The organism is Microbulbifer sp. CAU 1566 (assembly GCF_023156515.1).
In the GTDB taxonomy this organism is placed as follows: domain Bacteria; phylum Pseudomonadota; class Gammaproteobacteria; order Pseudomonadales; family Cellvibrionaceae; genus Microbulbifer.
Genome location: NZ_JALNMG010000001.1, coordinates 559,070 through 583,887 on the forward strand (window position 1 = coordinate 559,070; position 24,818 = coordinate 583,887).

22 protein-coding genes and 1 tRNA gene are annotated in these 24,818 nt (G+C 55.8%); 5 read left to right on the forward strand and 18 right to left on the reverse strand.

What is annotated here, in order from left to right:
- Nucleotides 1-27: 27 nt before the first annotated feature.
- The 4 genes from M0G74_RS02385 to M0G74_RS02400 all read right to left on the reverse strand — a co-directional run bounded on the left by M0G74_RS02385 (nt 28) and on the right by M0G74_RS02400 (nt 3,000).
- The gene (locus tag M0G74_RS02385; protein ID WP_248213868.1) at nt 28-192 is read right to left on the reverse strand and encodes a hypothetical protein; all 165 of its coding nucleotides are present in this window, start codon (nt 190-192) and stop codon (nt 28-30) included.
- Nucleotides 193-989: 797 nt separating this feature from the next.
- Nucleotides 990-1,754, reverse strand: coding sequence for a hypothetical protein (locus M0G74_RS02390; RefSeq protein WP_248213869.1), 765 nt, complete (start codon nt 1,752-1,754; stop codon nt 990-992).
- Between the two features lie 113 nt (nt 1,755-1,867).
- Nucleotides 1,868-2,437: a hypothetical protein gene (locus M0G74_RS02395; RefSeq protein WP_248213872.1), complete on the reverse strand. Its 570-nt coding sequence runs from the start codon at nt 2,435-2,437 to the stop codon at nt 1,868-1,870.
- An 11-nt stretch (nt 2,438-2,448) separates the two neighbouring features.
- Entirely contained in the window at nt 2,449-3,000 is a 552-nt protein-coding gene (locus tag M0G74_RS02400) for a recombinase family protein (RefSeq protein WP_248213874.1), read from the reverse strand.
- Nucleotides 3,001-3,389: 389 nt separating this feature from the next.
- Between M0G74_RS02400 and M0G74_RS02405 the strand changes: the two genes are divergently transcribed.
- Both M0G74_RS02405 and M0G74_RS02410 read left to right on the forward strand, forming a co-directional pair.
- Complete coding sequence (locus tag M0G74_RS02405; RefSeq protein WP_248213875.1) at nt 3,390-4,712, forward strand: hypothetical protein; 1,323 nt, start codon at nt 3,390-3,392, stop codon at nt 4,710-4,712.
- Nucleotides 4,713-4,794: 82 nt separating this feature from the next.
- The gene (locus M0G74_RS02410; RefSeq protein WP_248213877.1) at nt 4,795-5,187 is read left to right on the forward strand and encodes a hypothetical protein; all 393 of its coding nucleotides are present in this window, start codon (nt 4,795-4,797) and stop codon (nt 5,185-5,187) included.
- A 15-nt stretch (nt 5,188-5,202) separates the two neighbouring features.
- Here the strand turns inward: M0G74_RS02410 and M0G74_RS02415 are convergent, their stop codons facing one another.
- From M0G74_RS02415 to rlmE, 8 genes are all read right to left on the reverse strand, one after another.
- A complete protein-coding gene (locus tag M0G74_RS02415; protein ID WP_348983678.1) occupies nt 5,203-7,017 on the reverse strand; it encodes a site-specific integrase in 1,815 nt (604 codons plus the stop codon).
- 79 nt (nt 7,018-7,096) lie between these two features.
- Nucleotides 7,097-7,182, reverse strand: a tRNA-Leu gene (locus M0G74_RS02420).
- 34 nt (nt 7,183-7,216) lie between these two features.
- The gene (gene secG, locus M0G74_RS02425) at nt 7,217-7,654 is read right to left on the reverse strand and encodes a preprotein translocase subunit SecG (protein WP_248213881.1); all 438 of its coding nucleotides are present in this window, start codon (nt 7,652-7,654) and stop codon (nt 7,217-7,219) included.
- A gap of 82 nt (nt 7,655-7,736) precedes the next feature.
- Nucleotides 7,737-8,474 carry a triose-phosphate isomerase gene (gene tpiA, locus M0G74_RS02430; protein WP_160152628.1) on the reverse strand — a complete coding sequence of 246 codons (738 nt, stop codon included), beginning with the start codon at nt 8,472-8,474 and terminating at the stop codon, nt 7,737-7,739.
- A 150-nt stretch (nt 8,475-8,624) separates the two neighbouring features.
- Nucleotides 8,625-9,968 carry a phosphoglucosamine mutase gene (glmM, locus tag M0G74_RS02435; protein ID WP_248213883.1) on the reverse strand — a complete coding sequence of 448 codons (1,344 nt, stop codon included), beginning with the start codon at nt 9,966-9,968 and terminating at the stop codon, nt 8,625-8,627.
- Nucleotides 9,969-9,995: 27 nt separating this feature from the next.
- Nucleotides 9,996-10,838 (reverse strand): dihydropteroate synthase, encoded by an 843-nt coding sequence (gene folP / locus M0G74_RS02440; RefSeq protein ID WP_248213891.1) that lies wholly within the window; start codon nt 10,836-10,838, stop codon nt 9,996-9,998.
- Between the two features lie 127 nt (nt 10,839-10,965).
- Nucleotides 10,966-12,879: an ATP-dependent zinc metalloprotease FtsH gene (ftsH, locus tag M0G74_RS02445; protein WP_160154857.1), complete on the reverse strand. Its 1,914-nt coding sequence runs from the start codon at nt 12,877-12,879 to the stop codon at nt 10,966-10,968.
- 224 nt (nt 12,880-13,103) lie between these two features.
- Nucleotides 13,104-13,724 (reverse strand): 23S rRNA (uridine(2552)-2'-O)-methyltransferase RlmE, encoded by a 621-nt coding sequence (rlmE, locus tag M0G74_RS02450; protein WP_248213893.1) that lies wholly within the window; start codon nt 13,722-13,724, stop codon nt 13,104-13,106.
- Between the two features lie 222 nt (nt 13,725-13,946).
- On the opposite strand from rlmE, the gene M0G74_RS02455 reads away from it, so the two are divergent.
- Nucleotides 13,947-14,252: a YhbY family RNA-binding protein gene (locus M0G74_RS02455; RefSeq protein ID WP_248213894.1), complete on the forward strand. Its 306-nt coding sequence runs from the start codon at nt 13,947-13,949 to the stop codon at nt 14,250-14,252.
- Between the two features lie 78 nt (nt 14,253-14,330).
- Here M0G74_RS02455 and M0G74_RS02460 read toward each other — a convergent pair whose 3' ends face one another.
- The 6 genes from M0G74_RS02460 to M0G74_RS02485 all read right to left on the reverse strand — a co-directional run bounded on the left by M0G74_RS02460 (nt 14,331) and on the right by M0G74_RS02485 (nt 22,506).
- Nucleotides 14,331-15,107 (reverse strand): rhamnogalacturonan acetylesterase, encoded by a 777-nt coding sequence (locus M0G74_RS02460; RefSeq protein ID WP_248213896.1) that lies wholly within the window; start codon nt 15,105-15,107, stop codon nt 14,331-14,333.
- 59 nt (nt 15,108-15,166) lie between these two features.
- Complete coding sequence (locus tag M0G74_RS02465) at nt 15,167-17,155, reverse strand: hypothetical protein (protein ID WP_248213899.1); 1,989 nt, start codon at nt 17,153-17,155, stop codon at nt 15,167-15,169.
- A 214-nt stretch (nt 17,156-17,369) separates the two neighbouring features.
- Nucleotides 17,370-18,767, reverse strand: a complete 1,398-nt coding sequence (gene pntB, locus M0G74_RS02470; RefSeq protein WP_160152621.1) for a Re/Si-specific NAD(P)(+) transhydrogenase subunit beta — start codon at nt 18,765-18,767, stop codon at nt 17,370-17,372.
- A 12-nt stretch (nt 18,768-18,779) separates the two neighbouring features.
- Nucleotides 18,780-20,369 (reverse strand): Re/Si-specific NAD(P)(+) transhydrogenase subunit alpha, encoded by a 1,590-nt coding sequence (locus tag M0G74_RS02475; protein ID WP_348983679.1) that lies wholly within the window; start codon nt 20,367-20,369, stop codon nt 18,780-18,782.
- A 575-nt stretch (nt 20,370-20,944) separates the two neighbouring features.
- Nucleotides 20,945-21,838, reverse strand: coding sequence for a molybdate ABC transporter substrate-binding protein (gene modA, locus M0G74_RS02480; RefSeq protein ID WP_248213901.1), 894 nt, complete (start codon nt 21,836-21,838; stop codon nt 20,945-20,947).
- A 53-nt stretch (nt 21,839-21,891) separates the two neighbouring features.
- Entirely contained in the window at nt 21,892-22,506 is a 615-nt protein-coding gene (locus M0G74_RS02485) for a molybdenum cofactor guanylyltransferase (protein WP_248213903.1), read from the reverse strand.
- 426 nt (nt 22,507-22,932) lie between these two features.
- Between M0G74_RS02485 and M0G74_RS02490 the strand changes: the two genes are divergently transcribed.
- Nucleotides 22,933-24,165, forward strand: coding sequence for an alginate export family protein (locus M0G74_RS02490; protein ID WP_248213905.1), 1,233 nt, complete (start codon nt 22,933-22,935; stop codon nt 24,163-24,165).
- A 6-nt stretch (nt 24,166-24,171) separates the two neighbouring features.
- A complete protein-coding gene (locus tag M0G74_RS02495; RefSeq protein WP_160152616.1) occupies nt 24,172-24,774 on the forward strand; it encodes an ANTAR domain-containing protein in 603 nt (200 codons plus the stop codon).
- The last annotated feature ends 44 nt before the right edge of the window (nt 24,775-24,818 follow it).

Genomic DNA, 24,818 nt, shown 5'->3' on the forward strand with positions numbered 1-24,818 from the left:
TTTCACTTACAGTCAGTAGCGCCCTCTCTACAACCCCCCCAAATGCAACGCTAAACGATCGCCTACTTCAGCAGGAAGAATTTTTTGGGTTTTTACAGAAACTACTTCGCCATCCAAAATGGCTAAACTATGACTAAGCGAATCAGTAATGATCGACTCATAGAGTCCAACTTTATGCTTATTTTTATCCATTTTTGCAGCCTAGTGATTGAACCCTAACTATCTGACACCTGTGGTCAAAGCATCGAATTTTTAGATTGCTCAACCAAGGGTATATATCTAGTGGTCTACTAATCCCGAACACCAATTTAGGTGGTAAGGTTGCCACCTTAGACAGGGGTGTTCAATTAGTGGAAAACGTCGACCCTTTTCCTCCAAGTTCAAGCTAGATGATGCCCGATTGGTGGTGGAGCAAAGGTATTCAATATCGGATGCAGCTTGTCCTCTGAATATCGGCACAACCTCCATTCGCCGCTAGGTGAAGCAGCTGGAGGCTAAGCTCGGCGGTAAGACACCCACAAGCAAGGCGCCTCCCCCGGAGCAACATAGAATCCAGGAGCTTGAAGCCAAATCAACCACCCGGAATTTGAAGAAGTTAGAAAGTCATTTGACGAGGCAGCTTCACACCTTTCAGCACAAGAAAATCGCTAAGGTCCGAGAGAGTAAGCCTGAACTGAACCTGCATTTTTAGAGGCTCACTAAAAGCTCATCTATGCTGCTTAAATTTAGGATGGTCAAAAACACAAAAGCCCCGCAGTGCGGGGCTTTTGGAAGGATACCGAACTCATGAAAAGTCCGGCTTTCAATGTGGTGCCCAGGGCGGGACTTGAACCCGCACGAGCTGAGAAGGGCTCTCAGGACGTCTCAGAGCGTCCTAGTCGTTTCCACCACCATCCGAAGGTCTTCAGATACCCACCAAAGTGTCACACCGCAGTGACATGTAGTAATAAGTAAGTCACGCGGATAATGCCGAAGGGTAAAGCATTGGTCTAGCGCCTCCGCCACTCCAACCAAAGCCGCTCAGCCTCCCGGGTAAGCTCCTGAGACGTCGCAATTGGTCCAATGAAGTAACTCTTTGAGCCTGAAAATATGTAGTCATACCAGCCCAAGTTGATCACTTTTTGAACTTTCCCACGACGCCCCCACCTATCGGAAACTTCGACGGCGCGATTACGACCGTACTCACGATACTTACTCGCAACTTTCCGCTTAATTGCATCCTCCAGGGAGGCCATCGCAGCCGTTAATGTCCCCTTATGGGGGGGCACAGCGAGAAGTCCATGAAGATGCGGCCGAATGCGGGGCTTCCCGCCAAATTCCTTAGGAGAGCCTGCAACGTCATGTAAAGCTAAATAGAAGTAAACCGGGCAATCACCGAACTGCTCAACCACGGCTTTTCTGATCAAATCTCGAACAGAACCAAGCGGGTCCTTCAGCTCGCCTCGATTGATTGGGTGAAGCTTTGCCGTGTACTTATCGTTCAGATTGATCGAGAGCTTTACAGGTATATAACCCTTATCTCTCATGTTCAGGATCGCCTGATGAGATGCAAAAGCCTTAGAAACCTCATGGGTATTCTTCCAGGCGGGAAGCTTTAGTTTTTTACGAGATTTCCTGTAACTCTGATTCCCTATAACTACAGGGTAGGCTTCCGGGTGGGCTAAAACCCGCAGCAGCCCTTGGCTAGCGCGCTTTTTATGCGCCCCCTTTTTTCGGGAATTTGCCGCTTGAACCTCACACGACACAATTAACAACCTTATATCTAGAAACTGAAATTTGACTACAAATTACACAGCGACCCCACCTGAAGCAAACCTTATATTTCTAAAGGTATGACAGATGGGCTCTTATTCGGCTCAGTTTGGGATCAGTGAAGCTCGACAACCTCGCCCTCTTCTTCAGATCCCTCCCCTCTTAGTAGCGCATCCTCTGCTCTCTGCTGATCCCTCAAAGCTCGGCAGTCATCATGGGTCATCACCCGGAGGGGCAGAACCTCAAGGTCTTCTTCGACCAAAGAATCGGTGGTATCAATCTTGGCGGCGCTGCGCATAGCGTCGGCTGTGAGCTTAATGCTATTGGCGTAAGAATTAAGTGCTCTGAATGCTTGCCTAGCGTCCTCAGGGGAGTCAATCGCGAGCTTATCCGCGGCCTCATGTAACTTCTCCCGGAGCCTTTCACAGTGAAGCCGGGTATCGATCAGGATTGCTGCCGCGGTCGCTTGGATGGCTTCATCCTGGCTGACCTCAGCCCTTAACTCTCTCCGGGCTTCAGCAATAATCTCCTCTCCAATAGCCCCTCTGGAGGCCTTGAAGCGCACGCATACCCGCTTGACACTAGCCAGCGAACGTCCGGTTCGCTCCGCTATCACCGGATAGGTAAAACCGGCCTCTCTCATAGCCACGATACGAGCCTCTTCTTCCGGGGTGAGCTTCTTCACTGCTCAATCTCCTAGCTTGCCAAATACTTATAGAGAGTGCTCACGCCTATCTTGAGCTGCTTCGCCACACTCTCTTTGGACTGGCCTTGCTCAATTAGGAGCTTGGCTGTCCGGATTGTTGCAGGATCTACAGGCTTCCGGCCCTTGTACTTGCCTTCAGCCTTTGCCCTTTCGATACCGATGAGCTGCCGTTCTCGGAGCTGCTCGCGCTCCATCTTTGCGAGCCCGGCCATCACCGTGAGGATCATCTCTCCTGCTGGACTAGTTACATCCATGCCTCCTAGCTGGTCTATGAGCAGATGTACACCGGATGCCTTCAGCTCCTCTGTCACACCCAGGACTTCCGCAGTGTTCCGGCCGATCCTGGAGACCTCTTTAACGATCAGAGTGTCTCCCTGCTTCAGGCGGCCCAGTAGTGCCTTGAACTTGGGCCTATCCAAAGTGGTGCCGGTGAACTTCTCTTGAACAACCAAGTCGTGAGGGTACTTCTCCGCTAGGTACGCAGCCTGCTGGTCGGCATTCTGCTCGTCTGTACTCACCCGGGCGTATATGTACTTTGTCACGGTCATTCTCTATATAAGCTCTAAGATGTTAATAGAATACCCTCTATAAAAAACGAAGACAACCCTAAATAGAAACCCCAGATAATTCTCTTTGGGGATTACCTCAAAGGGAAAACATTGGGAGCTACTCCTAGCCCCTCCCTAGGGACAAGCTGGACTCATCGCTGATTCCCTTAGCAGGCAATACAAAGAAAGAGACCGACAAGCTCCAGCCGCCGCGATTGATACAAAACCACCCGTTAGGAAAGACATTTCTTTGCCCCGATCCAGCTAAAGCATTAAAGTGTTTGACCTCTGGATTTAGTTCCTCAATCAAGTCAAGCGACTAGATCAAAAGCTCGCGAGCGACCAATAGACTTATTGACAGGAAAGTTCGGAATGCAGGAAAAATGGGCAAAAATAAAAAAACAAGGGGAGCAAGCATGCAACTTATTCGAATAGGGAAGGCACTTAGTCTCATCGCACTTCTTAGTGGCTGCGCGAGCTCAGGGCAGAACTCACCAACTGCGCGTTCGATTTCCTTTGATGAGGCCATGGCTTTTGAGCGATCACTCGAGACTCAAGAAACCCCGGCTGCAAAATCCGTGAAAATGCTTTTCACACAACCTGTGAACAAGAGCGAGCCATGCAAGCTAGTAACAACACAAGAGCAGCTTAACAGGAGTAACTTCCGCGCATATTGGGATGGCCAGTGCCAAGACGGATATGCGTACGGCTTAGGAAGAGATATCGCTATATCTGATACTCACCACGCAGAAGAAATAACAATTTACGGCCAAGATGGTAGTAACGCCAACGCGCCTACAGTTACATATGACTTTGTAAACAACTCTGTTATGTACAGTGTCAGAGGCAACAGAATACCAGAGGGCATATATTACGGAGAATCTATCACGAATGGCCTCAATGGCTTCGGCATCTCTTACTCAGCAGGCAAAATAGACGATCAAGGGCACAACCTCTTCATCCAAAGCTCGCCTTTTAGCTCCACACGGGTGTTTGTCAATACCGACAACACAATTGCATATAGGTTTACAGACAATTCCACTTTGCCTGTTGTTAACCCCACAGCTCCAAATTTCTTGGTAGAAACACTTGATGCCAAAACAACACAGCCGGGAGGCATCATCATCGCACGCTATGGAAACGGCCAAGTGAGACATTTTAAGTTAACAGAAGGGCAACCTGAGCCAGTCGTATTGCCTCAAGAATATATTAACGTGGTAAATCAAAAATATAACGCTGTCCTCCAAGCCCAAGCAGAAGCTAACACCATCATCGATAGAGCTAAGCAAGTGGAAAGGGAGTACCTCTATAAGGCATGCAACGGCAAGCATTCAATTGAAGGTTTAGACAGCAATACTTACACCAAGATCTGCTCATGGAGAGACCAGTTTAAGGAGCCTTATCAGCAGGCTCTAAAAGAATACACAGAGAAATTGGAGCAGCTGAAGCAAACAGCGCAGAATGCTGAGCAACAAAGAAAAATACAGCAGCAAATAGCTTTGCAGCAGCGAATGATTAATCAACAGCAATCAAGCCAAGCTCTACAAGCACTTGGAGAGTTCGGCCAGCAGCTACAACAAAGCGGCATGCAGATGCAGCAATACTATATGAACCAGCCCCCGCCTCCAGTAGTTCCATTGACCTCCCCTGGCAACAACCAGATCAATTGCGTTACAGCGGGGGTCGTCACGAACTGCCGTTACTAAACGTAGAGCAACCATGCTGACATGTAGAGACCTATTTGAAATCCCTGTCTACAGGTTAGATGCGGATACATACTATCGCCAAATGGATGAGTATTTAGAGAAAAACAATACTCATCCGTCAGATAGCTTAGCCACAGATCAATATCGAAGAAAATTCGGTGGGGATTGGCGATATAACGAGGTTATTGGCTTTTTACGATTCTACCAGTATGGAAAGAACAAAATCAGATGTGGGTACTGGGAAACTGACGCCAAAAAAAAGTCTCGGACACCAAAAAAAAGATTCATAAAAATTTCCGACAGCTATTGTGACGAGCCGTTTTCAGCATCAGCACCCAACCCAGATCTGGCCCAGACTATGAGAAGCGCAGTAGACCACTGTGAAGCGCGCCTAAAAGCCAAAAAAAGAGTCTTAGACAGGGAGATATTTGACAGCCTTGTAGATCATATTGATTGGCAAACCTTACTAAATTAGCCCAACTAAAGCTCTCTATCTGGAATCAATTCTAACTCTTTTATACGCTCCCCACTCGAGGTGACCAAACTCCACCTCATCATAAGTAGCTTTATTTATCGCCTCCCTCCTTTGAGCCAGGGACCAACCTTTCGTATATTTTGAGTGGGAATCATTACCGATAGAGTGACCAGCCAACTGCTTTCTCAACTCCTCTTGAACACCTTTCCTTAACAACTCCGTTATCAAGTTTCCCCGGAACGAATGGAATACCTCACCACTCCCCGGGACTATCCCTGCATATCTTTGGAGAATATTCCTCCGGAACCATTGGCCCCACTTTTTATATGGCTTAAGCCGCCTTTCACCATCTCCATGCAATTCAGGAAACAAATGAACTTGGCCAGCATGAACACAGTATGCGTGGAAGTCTAACAGCCCAATCCTTATCAAACGCTCATGAATTGGAACCTGTCTAACAGAGCTCTGGCACTTAACTCTTTTGTCTTCTTCTTCGTTTATATTGATACACCAAACACCTTCTACAAGACACAAGTCGGATACATGAAGCTGAGCAATCTCATTACCACGAGCTCCGGTAAAAAGCGCAATGAGAGGTAACCAGAAGTCCGATGGAGCCAACCTTCTAGCATTTTGATGAGGCGATAGAAGCTTAGAGGTATCAAAATAGGGACTGCGAAATATAGCGGACAGTTGATCTGAACTGAATTTCTTGTAACTTTCTGACCTATTGCCTTGAGCCCTGGCCATTACCTTTGACGGCCTGATGATATTCTTGGCCTTACTAGATACCTCCCGGGAAAGATAATCATTCTCTTCTGATAACCAAATCAGGAAGGTTGTCAGATGCAAAAAATACTCTTTGATTGAACCGCTGCTGAGCAGCTTTAATCCCGACTCTTCTGTTTTATCTAGTATGACTTCAAGAGAGACCTTGAATTTTAAGGTTTCATAATCGTATTCCAGTAACGAGGCCGTCCCCTGTTGGTTCGCATTGGGGAATCTCTGAACAACCTCCTTGTACTTCCTAACATCGCTTAAAGATATATCTGTCGTAGCCTTATCTCCGGCCACGGCCAAAAATAGCCGGAGGTATGGTGTATAACCAGCCCAAGGGCTACCCTTCGGGCCCTTTTCATGCCCGGCGAGCCGCACCCCTTCCTCTCGCTTGGACCGGGAAAAACGAGTCATTGCCTCTGAGAGCCTGATCGAAGTACATTCGTCTGAGTGCGTTCGGCTATTAGCCTCTAGCGAAATAATCGGAATGCCGAGCTCAGCAGCCTCTTCCTTGCGCAGAAGGTCACGTCTAACAGCTTCTTTCAGCTCTTCCTGAATCTGCATGCGCTCTCTGACATCTCTTAGCTGAGACTCTAGGGTCAGCTTCTTCCCTTCTAGCTCGTCCGCTAGCGCAAAGAACTCCCGGAGCTCACTCCCAACATCAGAGACATCACCATGTAATTGCTTGAGCGCCTCCACCGATAACTGGTCGAACGCGTCATTAAGCTTTCCTTTAGCTGCGGAGACTTTTCCCTTGAGGATCATCTCCCTCGTTTTGTGGTTCTTTGCCATGCTCAATACTTCAAACAGTGCGGCCATCCCTACTGCTAAGAGACGAGCTCGTCGTAATGCAGTTGGCCGATGACAGGTTCGCAGAGATTTCCGGATTGACTTCCGACCGGAAAAACAATTCAGCAATTTTACAGGAATGGTGATACGGAAGAGATAACCGCCGTGACGGTCTTTAGCTAGATAGGTTGGCGCAGGCACAAGATCCTCCGGATGAATACTCACCGAAGTGTCACACCTTTCAGGGCCTGAAAATGAAAACACCCCCAAGGTTTCCCTTGGGGGTGTCTGAAAACGCTCCTGAGCCAGCCTGTAAGCCTCTCTCAGCGCGTCTACTTTAAGATGGTGCCCAGGGCGGGACTTGAACCCGCACGAGCATAGCTCACTACCCCCTCAAGATAGCGTGTCTACCAATTCCACCACCTGGGCAAAAACTTTTCAGTTTTTGATTTAGCCTTTCGGCTTACTGAGGCTGTTCCTCAGTTTCTACTTCTTCGCCTGCTTCCGGAAGTTCCGCCTGAGGGGCTTCTTCTGCTGCGGGCAGGTCGTCTGCGGCCGGGGCTTCTTCCTGAACTTCAGGGATGTCGCCTTCAACCGCTGCCGGCGCTTCGCCGCGCTGCTCTACTGCTGCAGGTACTTGCGGCAGGTCAGCATCTACGTTCGCTTCGTTTTTTCCGCTGGCGAGGATGGCCAGGCCGAAGCTGGTGACGAAGAATACAGTCGCCATGATTCCAGTCAAGCGGGAAAAGAAGTTTCCGCTGCCCTGGCTACCAAAAACGGTCTGGGACGCGCCCGCACCGAAGGAGGCACCTGCTTCCGCACCTTTACCCTGCTGCAGCAGAATCAGAGCAATGATGCTCAGTGCAGTCAGGATGTGAACTACTAAAACCAGTTTTTCCATTGTCCAGAAAACCTGCTGTTGGGCCGCAGGCCCTTCGTCTTATGAGCCGAGGCTCGATTTCAATGTTGACCTGCTATGCGGCTCAGGGAGCTGCTTTGCAGATACTGATAAATTCTTCGGCCTTCAGAGATGCGCCACCAACCAGTGCGCCATCAATGTCTGCCTTTGCAAACAGCTCTTCTGCGTTTGCGGCTTTTACGCTGCCGCCGTAGAGGATCTGAGTGCCTGCACCTGCTTCACCAAGCTGCTGGCGAATGAACTGGTGCACTTCCTGCGCCTGTTCCGGGCTGGCTGTTTTGCCGGTGCCGATGGCCCACACAGGCTCATAGGCAATCACTGCATCACTCCAGGTGTCGGCCAGGCCCAGCGCGCTTACCGCCTGGATCTGCTCGGCGACCACATCCAGGGTCTTGCCCGATTCGCGCTCCTCGAGGGACTCGCCTACGCAGAGGATCGGGATCAGGCCGGCGGCCTTGGCGGCGGCAAATTTGGCCGCAACCAGTTCGCTGCTCTCGCCATACAGGCTGCGACGCTCTGAATGACCGACGATCACGTAGCGAACGCCACAATCCAGCAGCATCTCTGCGGAGACTTCACCGGTGAAGGCACCGGAGGACTGCTCGCTGAGGTTCTGCGCACCCGCAATCAGCTGGTCTGCCGCTTCCGCCACTACGCTGAGGTAGGGAAAAGGCGGACAGATCACCACCTGGGCGGAGCAATCTCCGGACTTGAGTCCGCTGTTCAGCTCGGCCAACAGTTGCTCGGCAAACGCTTTGCTACCGTGCATTTTCCAGTTGGCAGCTACCAGTGTTTTACGCATCGGTGCTCCTCCAAGGGGCGCAAATCTTAGCGGTATTGCCGGTAACATACAACCAGCGTTTGCGGATATTTCGTGGTTTTTCTATTGGTTTATCAATGGCTTCCGGAGCTTGGTTCACGGAAGCCCGGAAGCATTCACAAGTGTGTCCGCTCAGGCGTTGCCCACCCGCTCCACCACTTTGGCGATGTCGCCGGCCAGCTGCTCTACCAGCGCCGAGTCCTTGCCCTCCACCATGACCCGAATCAGAGGCTCGGTCCCGGAGGGACGCAACAGTACGCGGCCACTGCCCGCCAGGGTCGATTCTGCGGTGGTCACGGCTGCCAGCACATCGGCGTGATCCAGCACGCCGTCGCGACTGGCAAGGCGCACGTTGATCATCTGCTGGGGCAGCATCTCCATCTTCGCGCAGAGCTGGTCCAGCGGTTCGCCGAAATCGCTCACGGCACGCAGTACCTGCAGCGCGGAGATAATGCCATCGCCGGTGGTGGTGACATCGGTACAGACGATGTGCCCGGAAGACTCGCCACCCAGGCTCCAGCCATTCTTGTACATCTGCTCCAGCACGTAGCGGTCGCCGACCTTGGCGCGGATAAAGGGAATCTTGCGATCATTCAGCGCCAGTTCAAAGCCGTAGTTGCTCATCAGGGTGCCAACCACACCGTTGCAGCCACCGAGGAACTGCTGGCGGTGAATGGCGATGAGGAACAGCAGCTGGTCGCCGTCGATCAGGGTGCCCTGCTTGTCGACAAACATCACGCGGTCGCCGTCGCCATCAAAGGCAATGCCCAGATCCGCACCGCGCTCGACCACCGCTTTCTGCAGTTGCTGGGGCTTGGTGGAACCGCAGTCCAGATTGATATTCAGGCCGTCCGGCTGGATGCCGATGGCATGCACTTCCGCACCCAGCTCGCGGAACACTTTTGGCGCAATGTGGTAGGTGGCGCCGTTGGCGCAGTCGAGCACAATGCTCAAACCTTCAAGGGAGTATCGCCAGGGGGTGCTCGCCTTGCAGAATTCGATATAACGGCCGACCGCATCGTCGATCCGCCAGGCTTTGCCCAGGTCTTTGGCCGTTTCCATGGGGAGATCGAGGGCGGCCTCAATATCCGCTTCGACCTGGTCCGGCAGCTTGCTGCCATCGGCACTGAAGAACTTGATGCCGTTGTCCTGATAGGGGTTGTGCGACGCGCTGATGACGATCCCCGCCTGGGCGTGGAAAGTGCGGGTGAGATAGGCAATGGCCGGGGTGGGCATGGGGCCTAGCAGGCCGACATCCACACCGGCATTGATCAGGCCCGCCTCCAGGGCGGCCTCGAACATATAGCCGGATACCCGGGTGTCCTTGCCGATCAGGATGCGGCTGCGGCCTTTGCCCTGCTGCGCGCCCAGCACTTTACCGGCGGCATAGCCAAGGCGCAGCATGAATTCCGGAGTAATTACTCCCTCACCTACATGCCCCCTAATACCGTCGGTGCCAAAATATTTTCTTGTCATCTTATACTTCTTACTATTTGCTAAATCTTAGAAATTATTAACGAGTTCCTGGAGCCGTAACACATCCGCAGTCTCAGACACATCGTGCACGCGAATGATATTGGCGCCACGCTGAGCCGAAAGCATAGCCAGTGCCAGGCTGCCCGGCAAACGCTGGTCCACCGGGCGGTCCAGCAGGCGGCCGATCATGGACTTGCGGGACATGCCGACCAGTAGCGGAATATCCGCCGGAGCCAATTCCCGCAACCGGCGCAGCATCTCGAGATGGTGCTCGTCGGTTTTGCCAAAGCCAAAACCCGGATCATAGATAATCCGTTCACGACTGATGCCCGCAGCCTCGCAGGCGCGCATCCGCTCATCGAGATAAGACCGCACTTCCGCCACTACGTTCTGGTACACCGGCGCATCCTGCATAGTGGCGGGCTTGCCCTGCATGTGCATCAAGCACACCGGCAGGTCGGTGGCCGCTGCGGCCTCCAACGCGCCGGGGCGAGTGAGTGCTCGCACATCATTGATCAGGCCGGCACCCACAGCCGCGGATTCGCGGATCACCGCCGCGGTGCTGGTATCCACGGAGATGACCACGTCCAGGCGCTGGCTGATGGCCTCGACCACCGGTACCACGCGCGCCAGCTCCTCTTCTTCGGTCACAGGGTCGGCGCCGGGGCGCGTGGACTCACCGCCGATATCCAGAATACTGGCCCCTTCCTGGCACATCTGCTCGGCGCGCTTGAGGACCAGGTCCAGGTCAAGCTGCTGGCCTTCGTAGTAGCTGCCGCCATCGGAAAAGGAGTCCGGTGTTGTATTGAGGATTCCCATGATCTGAGGACGGGAGAGGTCCAGGGTGTGTTTGCCGCAGTACAACTTCATAGCCGTTTGATTCGCCAGGGTGATTGCTCGGGATTTAGGGAACTGGAAACAAAAGCGGGCCCGGGGGCCCGCTTTTAGATCGGTGCTGCAGATACCTGCGTGGCCACTGGCCTTACAGGCATTCCGGTCAGTGGCCGTTAACCGGGCCACCCACCGGGGTGTCGCTGTCTTTCGGCTTTTCCGGCTCGCTGGCATCCTCTTCCATGGAGCCGTTGCCGCCGGAATAGTCGTTGTCGTTCCAGTCTTTGGGCGGGCGCACTTTGCGACGCGCCATCAGGTCATCTACCTGCTCCGCATCCAGGGTCTCGTATTCCATCAGCGCATCTTTCATCGCTTCCAGGATATCCCGGTTTTCTTCCAGCAGTTTCTGCGCGCGGTCGTAACAGGTGTCGATGATACGGCGCACTTCCTCGTCGATCTCGTTGGAGGTCTTGCCGGAAATCGGGTTACCGTGGCCGGGCTGGCCGCTGTCATCTTCACCGTAGTGCAACGGGCCAAGCTTCTCGGAAAGGCCCCACTTGGTCACCATGTTGCGGGCGATGTCGGTGGCGCGCTCGATATCGTTGGAGGCACCGGTGGTCACGCCGTCGATACCCAGGGTCATTTCTTCGGCAATACGGCCACCAAACAGGGAGCACAGCTGGGATTCCAGCGCGCGCTTGGACAGGCTGTATTTGTCCTCTTCCGGCAGGAACTGGGTAACACCCAGGGCGCGGCCGCGAGGAATGATGGTGACCTTGTGCACCGGATCGTGCTCCGGTACCAGGCGGCCAATAATCGCGTGGCCAGCCTCGTGGTAGGCGGTATTGGTCTTTTCCTTCTCGTTCATCACCATGGATTTGCGCTCGGCACCCATCATGATCTTGTCGCGGGCGCGCTCGAACTCATCCATGGTGACCATGCGACGGTTGGCGCGGGCGGCAAACAGCGCGGCCTCATTCACCAGGTTGGCGAGGTCGGCACCGGAGAAGCCGGGAGTACCGCGGGCAATGGTCTGCGGGTCTACACGCTCGTCCAGGGGTACCTTGCGCATATGCACTTTCAGGATCTGTTCGCGGCCGCGGATATCCGGCAGGCCAACGAATACCTGGCGGTCGAAACGACCGGGACGCAGCAGTGCGGAGTCGAGTACGTCCGGGCGGTTGGTGGCGGCGATGACGATCACGCCTTCGTTACCTTCAAAGCCGTCCATTTCTACCAAGAGCTGGTTCAGGGTCTGCTCGCGCTCGTCGTGACCGCCGCCCACACCGGCACCGCGGTGACGGCCAACGGCGTCGATCTCGTCGATAAAGATGATGCAGGGGGCCTGTTTCTTGGCCTGCTCGAACATGTCGCGCACGCGGGACGCACCCACACCCACGAACATTTCCACAAAGTCGGAACCGGAGATGGAGAAGAAGGGTACCTTGGCTTCACCAGCGATGGCCTTGGCCAGCAGGGTTTTACCGGTACCGGGAGGGCCCGCCATCAATACGCCGCGGGGAATGGCGCCACCCAAGCGCTGGAATTTGGACGGGTCACGCAGGAACTCGACCAGCTCCTGTACGTCTTCCTTGGCTTCATCCACACCCGCCACGTCGGCGAAGGTGGTTTTGATCTGGTCTTCGCCTAACAGACGCGCCTTGCTCTTGCCGAAGGCCATGGGGCCGGAGCGGCCGCCGGCGCCGCCCTGCATCTGGCGCATGAAGAACATGAACACGGCAATGATGATCAGGATCGGGAAGCTGGCAACCAGCAGCTGCTGCCAGATGCTGGGGGATTCAGGCTCACGGCCGTTGAACTTGACGCCGCCGCGCACCATTTCATTGGTGAGTTCGTCGTCGATGATCTGCGGCTGAATGGTTTTGAATCGGCTGCCATCGGCTTTTTCGCCGGTGATCACCAGGCCATCTACCAGCACATCCTTGATTTGGCCGGACTGCACGTCCTGCACAAATTCGGAGTAGCTGATGGACTGATCCCGGGTTTGCGGCTTGAAGTTCTGAAAGACCATCAGCAGCACCGCAGCGATGATCAGCCACAACACCAGATTCTTTGCCATATCGTTCAAAGGGTTTGCCCTCTTTCCTTTGCCTCAGCTATTGCTTCAGCCGGTAATTCCATTCCACCCAGTATAGGCGGCGAAAATCGTAAATCTGTCGCTCCGGTCATTCTGCCAGAAGGACTGGTCGAGATATCCGGAGTTTGGCGTCCAATTAGCCGACGCAGGCTGCCGTTTTACCACACGGAAGCAGCGCCACCAAAACCTTCAGGTCCGTTACGCCGTCAGCCCTTGAAGCCACGCGCAACGACATAGACCTCGCGGGAGCGGGGACGGGATGCACCGGGTTTGCGGGTGACCACGGTCTGGTATTGACTGCGCAGGTCGCGGATCAGTTCGTCAAAGCCCTCACCCTGGAAGACTTTGGCTACAAAAGCGCCGCTCGGCTTCAACACCTGCCGCGCCATATCCACCGCCAGCTCCACCAGATACATGGAAGCCGGCTGATCCACAGCACGCACTCCACTCATATTGGGGGCCATATCGGAAATCACAAGGTCGGCGCGCTCTTCGCCGAGAATTTCCAGCAGCTGCTCGAACACCGACTCCTCGGTGAAATCCCCCTGCAGGAACTCAACCCCCGCCAGGGCATCCATCTCAAGGATGTCTGATGCAATAACCCGGCCTTTGTGGCCAACCAGTTCTGCAGCTACCTGGGACCAGCCCCCGGGAGCGGCGCCGAGATCCACTACCGTCATCCCCGGCTTGATCAGGCGGTCCTTCTCCTGCAGCTCCTGGAGTTTGTAGGAGGCACGGGAGCGGTAGCCCTCTTTCTGGGATTGTTTGACGTAGTGGTCGTTAAAATGTTCTCTCAGCCAGCGGTGGCTGCTCTTGGATCGGCCCATCAGTTACAATACATCGCTTGAAGGTTGGGGTTGCCAACTTTTAGGTTAGACAGGGGCGGACAATCGCATCGCTGCTGCTGACCACGCACTTCCGCATGATTGCGGGCTCTGCTCACTACTATAGAGGCTTCCATGGAAAGAGACTCCCATGGACCCGCTCATAGCGTGTAGCCCAGCCCACCCCCAGCGGCAGCCACTGCCGAATTAAGGATGGAGTATTGTATGCCTTTAAGCACCGACCGTAAAAAAGCACTACGCGCCCTCGGTCACAACCTCAAGCCCGTGGTGACGGTCGCCGACAAGGGACTGACTGAAGGGGTGATGGAAGAACTGAACCGCGCTCTCAACGACCACGAGCTGATCAAGGTCAAACTGGCGGTCAACGACCGCGATGTGCGCAAGGAGCTGATCACCGAGCTGTGCACACAGAGCAAAGCAGAGCTGGTGCAGGAAATCGGCAAAATCGCGCTGATCTTCCGCAAGGCCGGCCGGCCCAACGCCAAGCTGTCCAACCTGCTGCGCCCCTGATCTGACCGGTCTCACCGGGCCGGACACCTGTTCCGGCCCGGCCCTCCTCAAACCTCTTCTAAACAGTGTTCAGACGTATCAGTACTTGAGTGCCAGGTGCTTGGGGTCCGGTGTGCGCAGGCACTCGACCAGTGGGTGGTTGCGTTTGCGCAGCTCCGCCAGTACCAGCTGAGCCACCTCACGGGCGCCCATGTGGTTCAGGTGGGTATCGTCGCGTACACCCACCGGGTAATTCGGGTGCAGGCCCGGCGCTATATGCATAAAGCGCAGCGCGGAATCCTTGTCGCCCATGGCCTGGAAGTATTCCCGGGTCACCACTTCCATATCGATGAATTCGACCTGTTCTTTTGCCGCCACTTCCCGCACCAGCGGCGCGTAGGGGTGGGTGTGCTGGATGGTGTGCTCACCATCGAAGTAACGACGGGTGATCGGTGACATCAGAATGGGCTCGGCTTTGGCCTGGCGCACGTCGTTGATAAAGCGCGACAGATTGGCCTTGTACTGCTCCGGATTGGTGTAGCGGTCTTTTTTCTGTTCCGACTCGTCGTTGTGGCCGAACTGGATGATCACGTAATCCCCGGCCTTGAGCTCGCCCATGATGCCGGCCCAGCGCTCCTCCTCGATAAAGGTGCGGGTGCTGCGGCCGTTCATGGCCCGGTTGTCGACCTTGATAGCGTCGTCAAAAAACACGGCAAAGGGCACGCCCCAACCGGTCTCCGGGTAATCCTTGAGTTCCTTGATGGCCATGGTGGAGTCACCGGCCATGAAAATGGTGGTCTCAGAATCACTGGCCATGGCTGTTGCACTCGCGGTCAGGAGGGCACTGGCGATGGCCAGCTGTTTAAATAGTTTCATAACACCTCTCGTCGTCTGTTTTCGCGTTATTTTTCGCGAATCTTTTTTGTGTTCTGTCGTTAAAACCGGGTAGGCGGTAAAAAGCTCCGCGGACGCTCGGTGGGCATGGGAACCGCCCCGCTCGGCATCGGCGCGGCAAAGCGCAGTAATCCGGACTGGCCCTCGCAGGCGGGATTAAGGTTCTGCCCCCAGCCCTCGCCCGCGCACAACGCCATGGGAAGAATACTCTTCAGATGTGCATCGGCCTCGGCCCAGGCTTCCGGTAAAAGCCCCTGCACCGCTGTGCTGGCCCGCGCGCGAAGACGTTCGGAACCGATACGTCCCCGCTGGCCGCGGTCCACTTTGTAATCGTCCGCCGACATCGGCGCCAGCGGCCGATTAGTAACGGCGATATCGCGCTCTATGCCGTAGCGCAGGCTCATCATGGTCTCTTCAAACAGCATTGCCGTATCTTCCCAGGGGGTGGTGTAGCTGTAGAAATCGTTGGCGGAATCCGGAAAGAAAAACCCGGATATATCACTGGGCGTGTAGGCCTTCTGGGTAGTGGTCGCCTTGGCACCGCGGGAACGCACTTCCGCCAGCGCATACAGCTCACTGGAAACCATCGGGTTCACCACGGTTACCGATTCGTTCACCACCGAGCCACTCTGGGCCTGGTTGAAGAAAATATCGTTGCGATCCAGGCCGCTGCTGATTTTTGCCTGGGACAGAGCGTCGTTGGCGTGCGCCAGCTCGTGATACAGCAGTGAGCCCAGATCCGCTTCCAGCTCGCTGAAGGGCCGGCTGTAGCGATCGGCGATGTAATAGTTGTAGAAGGCGTAGTTGTTGTTTTTTACGTAGCGCCAGGGCGTAACAAAATTCAGCTCGGAGCCAAAACCGCTGCGGTAGTCCGGCTGCTCATTGATCACGTCGCGCTGCTCCGGCGACAGCCACAGGCTGTCCGGGTCGAGGTAAATGGCACCGGTGAGCTGCCAGTAAAATGACGGGCGCACATCGCTGGAAATAACAATGGCAGTGGTAGCCCGCAACAGGTTGGCAAAATCGCTGTGGGGGTCGAGCTGCTCAAGGAAGCGCTCGAAGTTGCTCCCCATCCAGTCGTGGGAAACCACCACGTGATCCATGATCTGGTCCACCGTCGGCGCGCTGCTTTGCATGCCGATCACCGGCAGCGTCCCCAGGGTACAGAGGTTGTCGTCGCCCAGCTGATTGGAATAGACGCAGTCACCAATAAAGTCCCGGTAGGGGCTGTCTGCGCGGTAGCTGTAAACCTTGTTCAGTGGCGAACTTTTCCCGCAGTAGTCGCCATCGCCATCACAGAAGTATTCGCTGGTCACTTCCGGGCGATCCTGCACCACCACATAGGCAATATCGGTAACGGAGCCCGCCGTGGTTTCCAGGGTTCCCCGGAACGTCAGCACCTGATCCCCGCCTTCTACCCGCGGCGCCGTCACAAAAATCACCGGCTCACCGGAGTCGTCTTCCTGCAGGGTTGCCTGGGGGCCGGACAGCTGCTCAAAGTGCCAGGAGTTCACGCCACCGGCGTACTGGCTGGCATTGAGGCGCAGGGAAAAATCGGCGCCTTCGCTGACCGCTCGATCCGCCCGCAATTGCACCCGGGAGCCGGTGTCACCGGCGGATACCGAAACCGTAAAGGTATCCTCGAGGCTGCTGCCATCGCGATGGGTCGCGGTGAGCTGGAAACGGTAGTCGCCCGCGAACTGGGCATCAAAACTGATACCGGCGGAGCCGTTGCCCGCAATGATATCGACTGTGGGGCCGGACAGCTGTTGCCAGTGGTAGCGGTTGTACCCCTGCTCGGACAGACTCGCGACGATGCCGACCGAATTCCCGGTGACAGCACTCTCGTCCCCGGTCAGGGTCAGTCCCGCCGACGCCGATGGGGTTGGCGGATTGGTGCCGCCACCATTCCGGTTCCCTCCATCACTGCCTCCTCCACCACCGCCACAGGCGGTCAATACAAAAGCACTGAGGGCCACGCCTGTGGCGCGGACAAACAACTTGGCGAGAGGGCGGTTTACAAGGTGCATGATCAGATCTTTTTATCGTTAGAGTGACAACTTGCGCAGCACAGGGGCGTATCTCACCCGGGGCAGTCATGGATACTTTGGCACCTAAGATTACCACCGGTCTGACCAATGATCGACACCGGCCATTCACCCCAAGACCTGGGCAGCGACTGGATAAAAAAAGGCGGCCACCTTGCGGGGGCCGCCTTTCTGGTCACTGACCGGGCTGATCAGATCAGGCCGGGGTCAGTTTGCCCAGCACGCTCTGCAGGCTGTCTTTGGCGTCGCCAAACAGCATGCGCGAGTTGTCCTTGAAGAACAGCGGATTGGATACACCCGCGTAGCCGGAGGCCATGGAGCGCTTCAGCACCACCACTTTGCCCGCCTTCCACACTTCCAGTACCGGCATACCGGCGATGGGAGAACCGGGCTTCTCGACCGCGTCCGGGTTGACGGTGTCGTTGGCACCGATCACCAGCACCAGGTCGGTTTCCGGGAAGTCGTCATTGATCTCTTCCATCTCCAGCACGATGTCGTAGGGCACATTGGCTTCCGCCAGCAATACGTTCATGTGACCGGGCAGGCGACCCGCTACCGGGTGGATGCCGAAACGCACGGTCTTGCCGGCCTTGCGCAGCTTGTCGGTGAGGTCGCTCACCGCCTGCTGGGCGTGGGCCACGGCCATACCGAAGCCGGGTACGATCACGATGCTTTTCGCCGCTTTCAGGTCGTCCGCCAGCTCGTCGTGGGTGGTGGCAACTGCCTCGCCCTCTTCCTCGCCATCGGAGGAGGCAACGGTACCGTCGGAACCAAAGCCACCCAGGATCACGCTGACAAAGGAGCGGTTCATACCGCGACACATGATGTAGCTCAGAATGGCACCAGAGGAGCCCACCAGAGCGCCGATCACGATCAGCAGGTCATTGCTCAGCATGAAGCCGGTAGCCGCCGCGGCCCAGCCGGAGTAGCTGTTCAGCATGGAGATCACGACCGGCATATCCGCACCGCCGATGGCGGCGATCAGGTGAATACCCAGCAGCAGCGCGATACCGGTCATCACCATCAGGTTGATGATGGTGGCGCTGCTCACATCCGCCGGGATGAACTGGGCACCCAGTACCACACAGATCACCAGCGCGATCAGGTTCAGCCAGTGCCGCGCCGGCAGCATCAGCGGTTTACCGGAGATCAGTCCCTGCAGCTTGCCGAAGGCAACGATGGAGCCGGTCAGGGTGATGGCACCGATGAACACGCCGATAAAGATCTCGGAGTTGTGCACGATGTGCGCCGCACCTTCGAGATTGATGCGCGGATCCAGGTAACCGCCCCAGCCGATCAGTACCGCAGCCAGGCCCACAAAGCTGTGCAGCAGGGCTACCAGCTGCGGCATTGCCGTCATTTCGACCTTGCGCGCCAGGTGAATACCGATCACCGCGCCCACGCCCATGGCGATGCCAACGGGCAGGTAGGCGCCGGAGGTGATACCGGCGACGGTGGCAATAATGGCAACCGCCATACCCACCATGCCGTAGTAGTTACCGCGACGTGCAGTTTCGTGAGTGGACAGTCCGCCGAGGCTCAGGATGAACATCACCGCAGAGAACAGATACGCCATAGAAATTACGCTATTCATGTCTGCCTCTCCTTATCGACGGAACATTTTCAGCATACGGTGGGTTACGAAGAAACCACCGAAGATGTTGATACTGGCAAACAGTACCGCCACAAACGCCATGATGGTCACCAGGAAAGAACCGGTGGCCCCCACCTGTAACAGGGCACCGATGATCACGATGCCGGAAATGGCGTTGGTCACACTCATCAGCGGGGTGTGCAGGGCGTGGGATACGTTCCAGATCACCTGCCAGCCGATAAAGATGGACAGAACAAACACGGTAAAGTGGGCCACGAAGTCCGCTGGGGCGGATTTACCCAGCGCCAGCAGCAGCGCGCCGGCCACGGCCCAGAAGGCCACCAGCGACAGCGGGGAAGTTTTCTTCTCCGGCTTGGGTTCTACCTGGATCTGCGGCTCCGGCTTTTTCTGCTGGGGCGCAGCGGAGATTTTCGGCGCGGGCGGTGGCCAGGTGATTTCACCTTCCTTCACCACAGTAGCACCGCGGACCGCTTCGTCTTCGAAGTTGATGACGATCTCGCCGTTCTTCTCCGGTGTCATGTCGGTCAGCAGGTGCACCAGGTTGGTGGCGTACAGGGTGGAGGACTGGGTCGCCGCACGGCTCGCCAGGTTGGTGTAACCGAGGATGGTCACGCCGCTCTTGACGACTTTCTTGTCAGCTTCGGTATAGTCACAGTTACCGCCCATTTCCGCCGCCAGGTCCACAACCACGGAACCGTCGGCCATGGTATCCACCATGTCCGCCAGCCACAGTTTCGGTGCCGGCTTGCCGGGGATCAGCGCGGTGGTGATGACGATGTCCACTTCCTTGGCCTGTTCGCGGAACAGGGCCATTTCCGCGTCGATAAACTCCTTGGACATCTGCTTGGCGTAACCGCCAGTGCCGGAGCCGTCTTCCTCGATTTCCACGGTGAGGAATTCCGCACCCATGGACTCGACCTGCTCGCGTACTTCAGGGCGCGTGTCGAAGGCGCGCACGATGGCGCCCATGCTCTTGGCAGTACCAATGGCAGACAGACCGGCAACACCGGCACCGATCACCAGCACCTTGGCCGGAGGAATCTTGCCCGCGGCAGTAATCTGGCCGGTAAAGAAGCGGCCAAAGTTGTGCGCTGCCTCGATCACCGCACGGTAGCCGGCGATATTGGCCATGGAGCTGAGCGCGTCCATTTTCTGGGCGCGGGAAATACGCGGAATGGATTCCACCGCCAGCGCATTGATGTTTTTGTCGGCGAACTTCTTCAGCAGCGCTTCGTTCTGCGCAGGCTTGAGGAAGGCCACCAGGGTGGCGCCGCTGGGGATCAGGTCCAGCTCGGCATCGTTCGGCTGCTGTACTTTCAGTACGATGCCAGCCTGGCTCAGGCACTCCGCTGCGTTGGCACACAGCTTGGCTCCGGCCTGTTCGTATTCGGCATCCGGGAAGCTGGCTGCTTCACCGGCTCCCTGTTCGACAACAACGTCAAAGCCCAGCGACTGGAGTCGCTTGACGCTGGCTGGCGTTGCCGCCACCCGCGCCTCGCCCGGCGCCGTCTCCTTTGGTATGGCAATAATCACCGTTTGTGCTCCCGTTAATAAATTTTCATTGTTATATAGCCCATCCACTCCAGGAGAGTTGGATGATGGCTGATCGATACCGCTGATTATGATTCCCGAAAATCGGACTCCCGATTGCAGAGTGCAGGCGGGCGCCCTCGGGAAAAAAAACTTTTCCGAGGAATTAAAACCTTTTCGGTAGGACGATGCATTAAAGAGAATAAATTTCGGCAACGGAAATAGAGGATTCTTATTACTCGTTTAGTGGAATTTTATTAAAAATGCCGAAAACTGCTTAAAAAACAGCAGAAAAAGTTACACAAGTAACGAAAAGTCGGGGTTTTCGCGTGACTTTAATGACAATCGATTAAATACAGCTCAATTGATGCCAACCAAAAGAAATTGGCGTAAAAATAATCAAGCTCCCGATTTCGGAATATTTTGCGCTCATATAAACAAATATTTAATTAACTATTCCAAAGGGTTTATCTATTAACGAAATAAACAATAACGCTTTGAAATAGTAATTAGTCAGTATTGGAATAGGTATCAAATAAAACCAATTATTTGAGCAAATATAAACAAGGTTTATATGAAACCTTTTCTATTGAAACGGTTTATACCCGGATATAAATCCCATCGATTTACCGGTGACCTGCGGGATTGCCCGAAGTGACACCTGCCGCCATAAAACCCAGCCTTGTGAGCCGCAACTGGACCGGCTGAGAACGGAGGTACTGCAGCAACTGGATTGCGCGGGTGCGCTCGCGAGTACTGCGCAGAATAACCAACTGCTGTTCTATGGGCGGGTGGAACTGAAACGGGATGCGCATAAACTGCCCCTTGCTCCCGGAGGCCAGGGCCTGCCCGTAGGGGATCAGCCCCATATCCCCCTCCCCCTGGCTCAGCATGATCTGCGCGTGCCCCGCGTGGCCCGCATACAGCATGCGGCTTTTCAGGCGCGGCCAGAGGCGGAACTTCTTCAGCATTTTTACCGCGGCATCACCGTCTGGTGCCAGTTGTGGATCCGCCACCACCAGTTTGTGCTTGCCCCGCCCCAGCAGCAGAATCAGCTGGCGCGGCGTCAGGGCCGCATCGCCGCCCGCCAGTTTCGCCGCCAGAGTCGAGTAACCTGAAGATTTATCGCCGGAGATTTCACGGCTGACCCAAAGGGCCAATTGCCCCCGGGCATAGGTCTGGCGGCTGGCGGGAACCGTTAGGCCGGCTTTTTCCAACAGTACGGGCCGGGCGCTATCCGCAGAAAAGAACAGGTCGAAAGACTCGCCGGCGCGAATTTGACTGTACAGCAGGCCACTGGCGCCGCTGGTTATCTCCAAGCGGCAACCGCAGGAAGCTTCGAAATCCGGTCGCAACGCTTCGATCGCCGGCTGAAAGCTGGCATCCACCGCCAGCTTCAAGACGGCCGGGTCGCGGCTTCCGCAGCCGGTGAGTATCAGCGCAAGCCCCAAAGCAAGCCCCACGGCAAGGCACGATGTCATACAGACGATGCGAGCGCGGATCCTTGTCCACCAGTCCATGGGCGCTACCTCCGAATCCCCGCGGGCGAAAAGACAGACCCGCCGCGGCAGGCCTACAGCTTCAGTTGCTGGAAATCCTGTGGCCGATTCACATTCAGATGCCAGTCCCCATCGGGTACCGGCAGCTGCAAACAGCCCAGGAAGCCGAACAGCGCGCGCATGGAACCGATGGCATGCCCAGCGGCGGCCGCATCCAGGTACGATCGGCAGTGGGCATTCAACGGCAACCAGCAGGGCAAATAGAAATCACCAAAACACACTGCCTGCTCCACCGCTTGCCCGGCCGCACACAGCTGGCGGATCAGGCTGCGGCTCAACAGGGGCATATCCACCGGCACCACTATTAGCGCATCACAGGGCAAGGCCCACTGCTGCAGGTGCTCGGCAATGGCCTGCAGTCCTCCGAGAGGACCTGCCTCCGGTACCCGGTCGGCAATGGCGCCCGGGCGCTTGCCACTGACCAGAGTCGGCATCAGCTCCAACCCGGTAGGCACATCCAAGTCTTCAAACAGCCATTTGGCCTGCTCCAGCAAATTGCGCCCGTTGGATAATTCTAGCAGCGCCTTGTCCCGGCCCATGCGGCTGGACTGTCCACCCGCCAGTACCACTGGGCAGGCGCGCTTGGGTATAACGGTTATTGACTCTGTGCGATCAATGTCAGTTGTCATTTTTTACTGCTTCCCTGACTTCTACTTCTTGGCTCATCCATTTTTCGCGGCTGACCTATCACCTGCTCACTCATCCTCCATTCATCCTAACCTATTCGTGGCGAACCCGAAGCCGGGCCCGATAACAGACCATACGCAATCCGGCTCGGGCACAAAGCTCCCCAGGTGTGCACCGAATACAGTCACTCGACAGACCCCACTGCACCACGAGAGAGCGTCATTCGCACCCATTGCACCCCGCCCGTGCAATTTGATGCCGAAAAGTGACCTCAACACCTGGCCGCGCCCAAAGATACCGTTCACTCGGCTAGATTTGAAAAATTGGTACGACTTTTGATTGTTAATTGTCACAGGCAAAGAAGCCCGGCAGCACAATCAGTGCTGCCGGGCTTTTTTTATGCCTGCAGAAACCCCACGGAGAATGTCATGCCCGAGCGCATCCGAAGAGCACAGTGTTCCACCAGACACACCGCTATCGCTACGCTAGTGCTAACGCTTGCGCCCACCTTTGCGGTGCAGGCGGAGGAAAACATCGCCCAGAATGCCGGCGACATGATCCGCAACAGTACCTTCAACCTGAATTTTCGCCCCCGCTACGAGCACGTGCGCGACGTGGCCTTCCCCCACCATGCCACCGCCGGGACCCTGCGCAGCCGCGCTACCTGGACCAGCGCCCGCTGGGATGGCTGGGAGTTCCTGATCGAGGGGGACAACGTCACCTATATCAGCAGCGAGAACTTTAACAACACCGAAAACGGCAAAACCAACTACCCGGTAATTGCCGATCCGGACTACAGCGAAATCAACCGCGGCCAGCTCAGTTACGCCCGGGAACAGGGCTTGATCACCGTCGGCCGCCAGCGCATCAATTTCGACGACCAGCGTTTTATCGGTGGCGTGGCCTGGCGCCAGAATGAACAGACTTACGACGCCCTTCGCACCGAGTGGGCTTTCAGCGAAACGTTTTCCGTGGATTACTTCTACAGCTGGAACGTCAACCGCATCTTCGGTCCGGACGGCGCCGACGCGGATATTCAGGGGCCGGTGAATGCGCTCGACCTGCACTTCAAGATCAACCCCAATCACAAGCTGACCGGGTTTATCTACAGCCTCGACTTCCACGACCAGGAACAATTCGCCAGTGCCACTTTTGGCTTTGACTGGGCCGCAGACTTCGAGTGCTATCGCTGGCACCTGCGTGCCGCCACCCAGAATGATATTGGCGGCAATCCCATCGATTACACGGCGGAGTACTACAACGCAGAAATCGGATCAAAACCGCTACAAAAATACAAATTTGCCGGCCATGTGGGTACCGAGTGGCTCACCGGTGACGGTGAATGGGCATTCCAGACTCCACTGGCCACCCTGCACAAATTCCAGGGCTACGACGACAAGTTCCTGACCACACCCGCGGACGGTATTCGCGACTACTACGTTGGCGGCTCAGTCGTTGTTTCTGGCATCAAGATTGCAGCAACCCTGCATAAATTCTATAGCGATCGCGACAGCCGCGAGTACGGCAACGAACTCGACCTGGTAGCGACCTATGCAATAACAAAAAATATCGGCCTGCTCGCCAAGTACGCCACCTACGATGCTGACACCTTCAGCAGCGATACGGACAAGTTCTGGCTGCAGTTCGAACTGAAGTTCTAAAGAGCGATGACGACGACACCCGCAATAACACCGGTCAGCATCCTGCTGGTCGATGACCAGCCCGAGCGCGCCACTATGGTGGCCGAGCAGCTGACCGCTGCCGGCTACAAATTACTCGCGCAACTCTCCAGCGCAGAGGGACTCCTGTTCCAGGTGGAAAAACACCGCCCGGATATTGTCCTGATTGATATCGAGTCTCCCGACCGCGACATTCTCGAAAGTCTCGCGGTGATCAACCAGCACAACCCGACGCCGGTGGCCATGTTTTCCGCCCGCGGCGGTGCCGACTTTATTACCAGCGCGGTAGAGGCCGGTGTCAGTGCCTATATGGCGGAGGGGCTGTCGGCCGAACGGGTGGCGCCGGCGATTGAAATTGCCATGGCCCAGTTCCGCAGCTATCAACACCTGCGCCAGTCTCTGGAGCGCACCCAGCAACAGCTGGACGAGCGCAAAATTATCGAGCGTGCCAAAGGCCTGTTGATGGCCCGCAAAAATATCAGCGAACAGGCCGCCCACCAGACCCTGCGCACCCTGGCCATGAACAGTAATTCCACCATGCGCAATGTGGCGGAACAAATTGTCACGCACCTGCAGGCGGCAGCGAAGTAACACACTCTCTGCCGCCCGTGCACGCCCAAATATATTGAGAATTC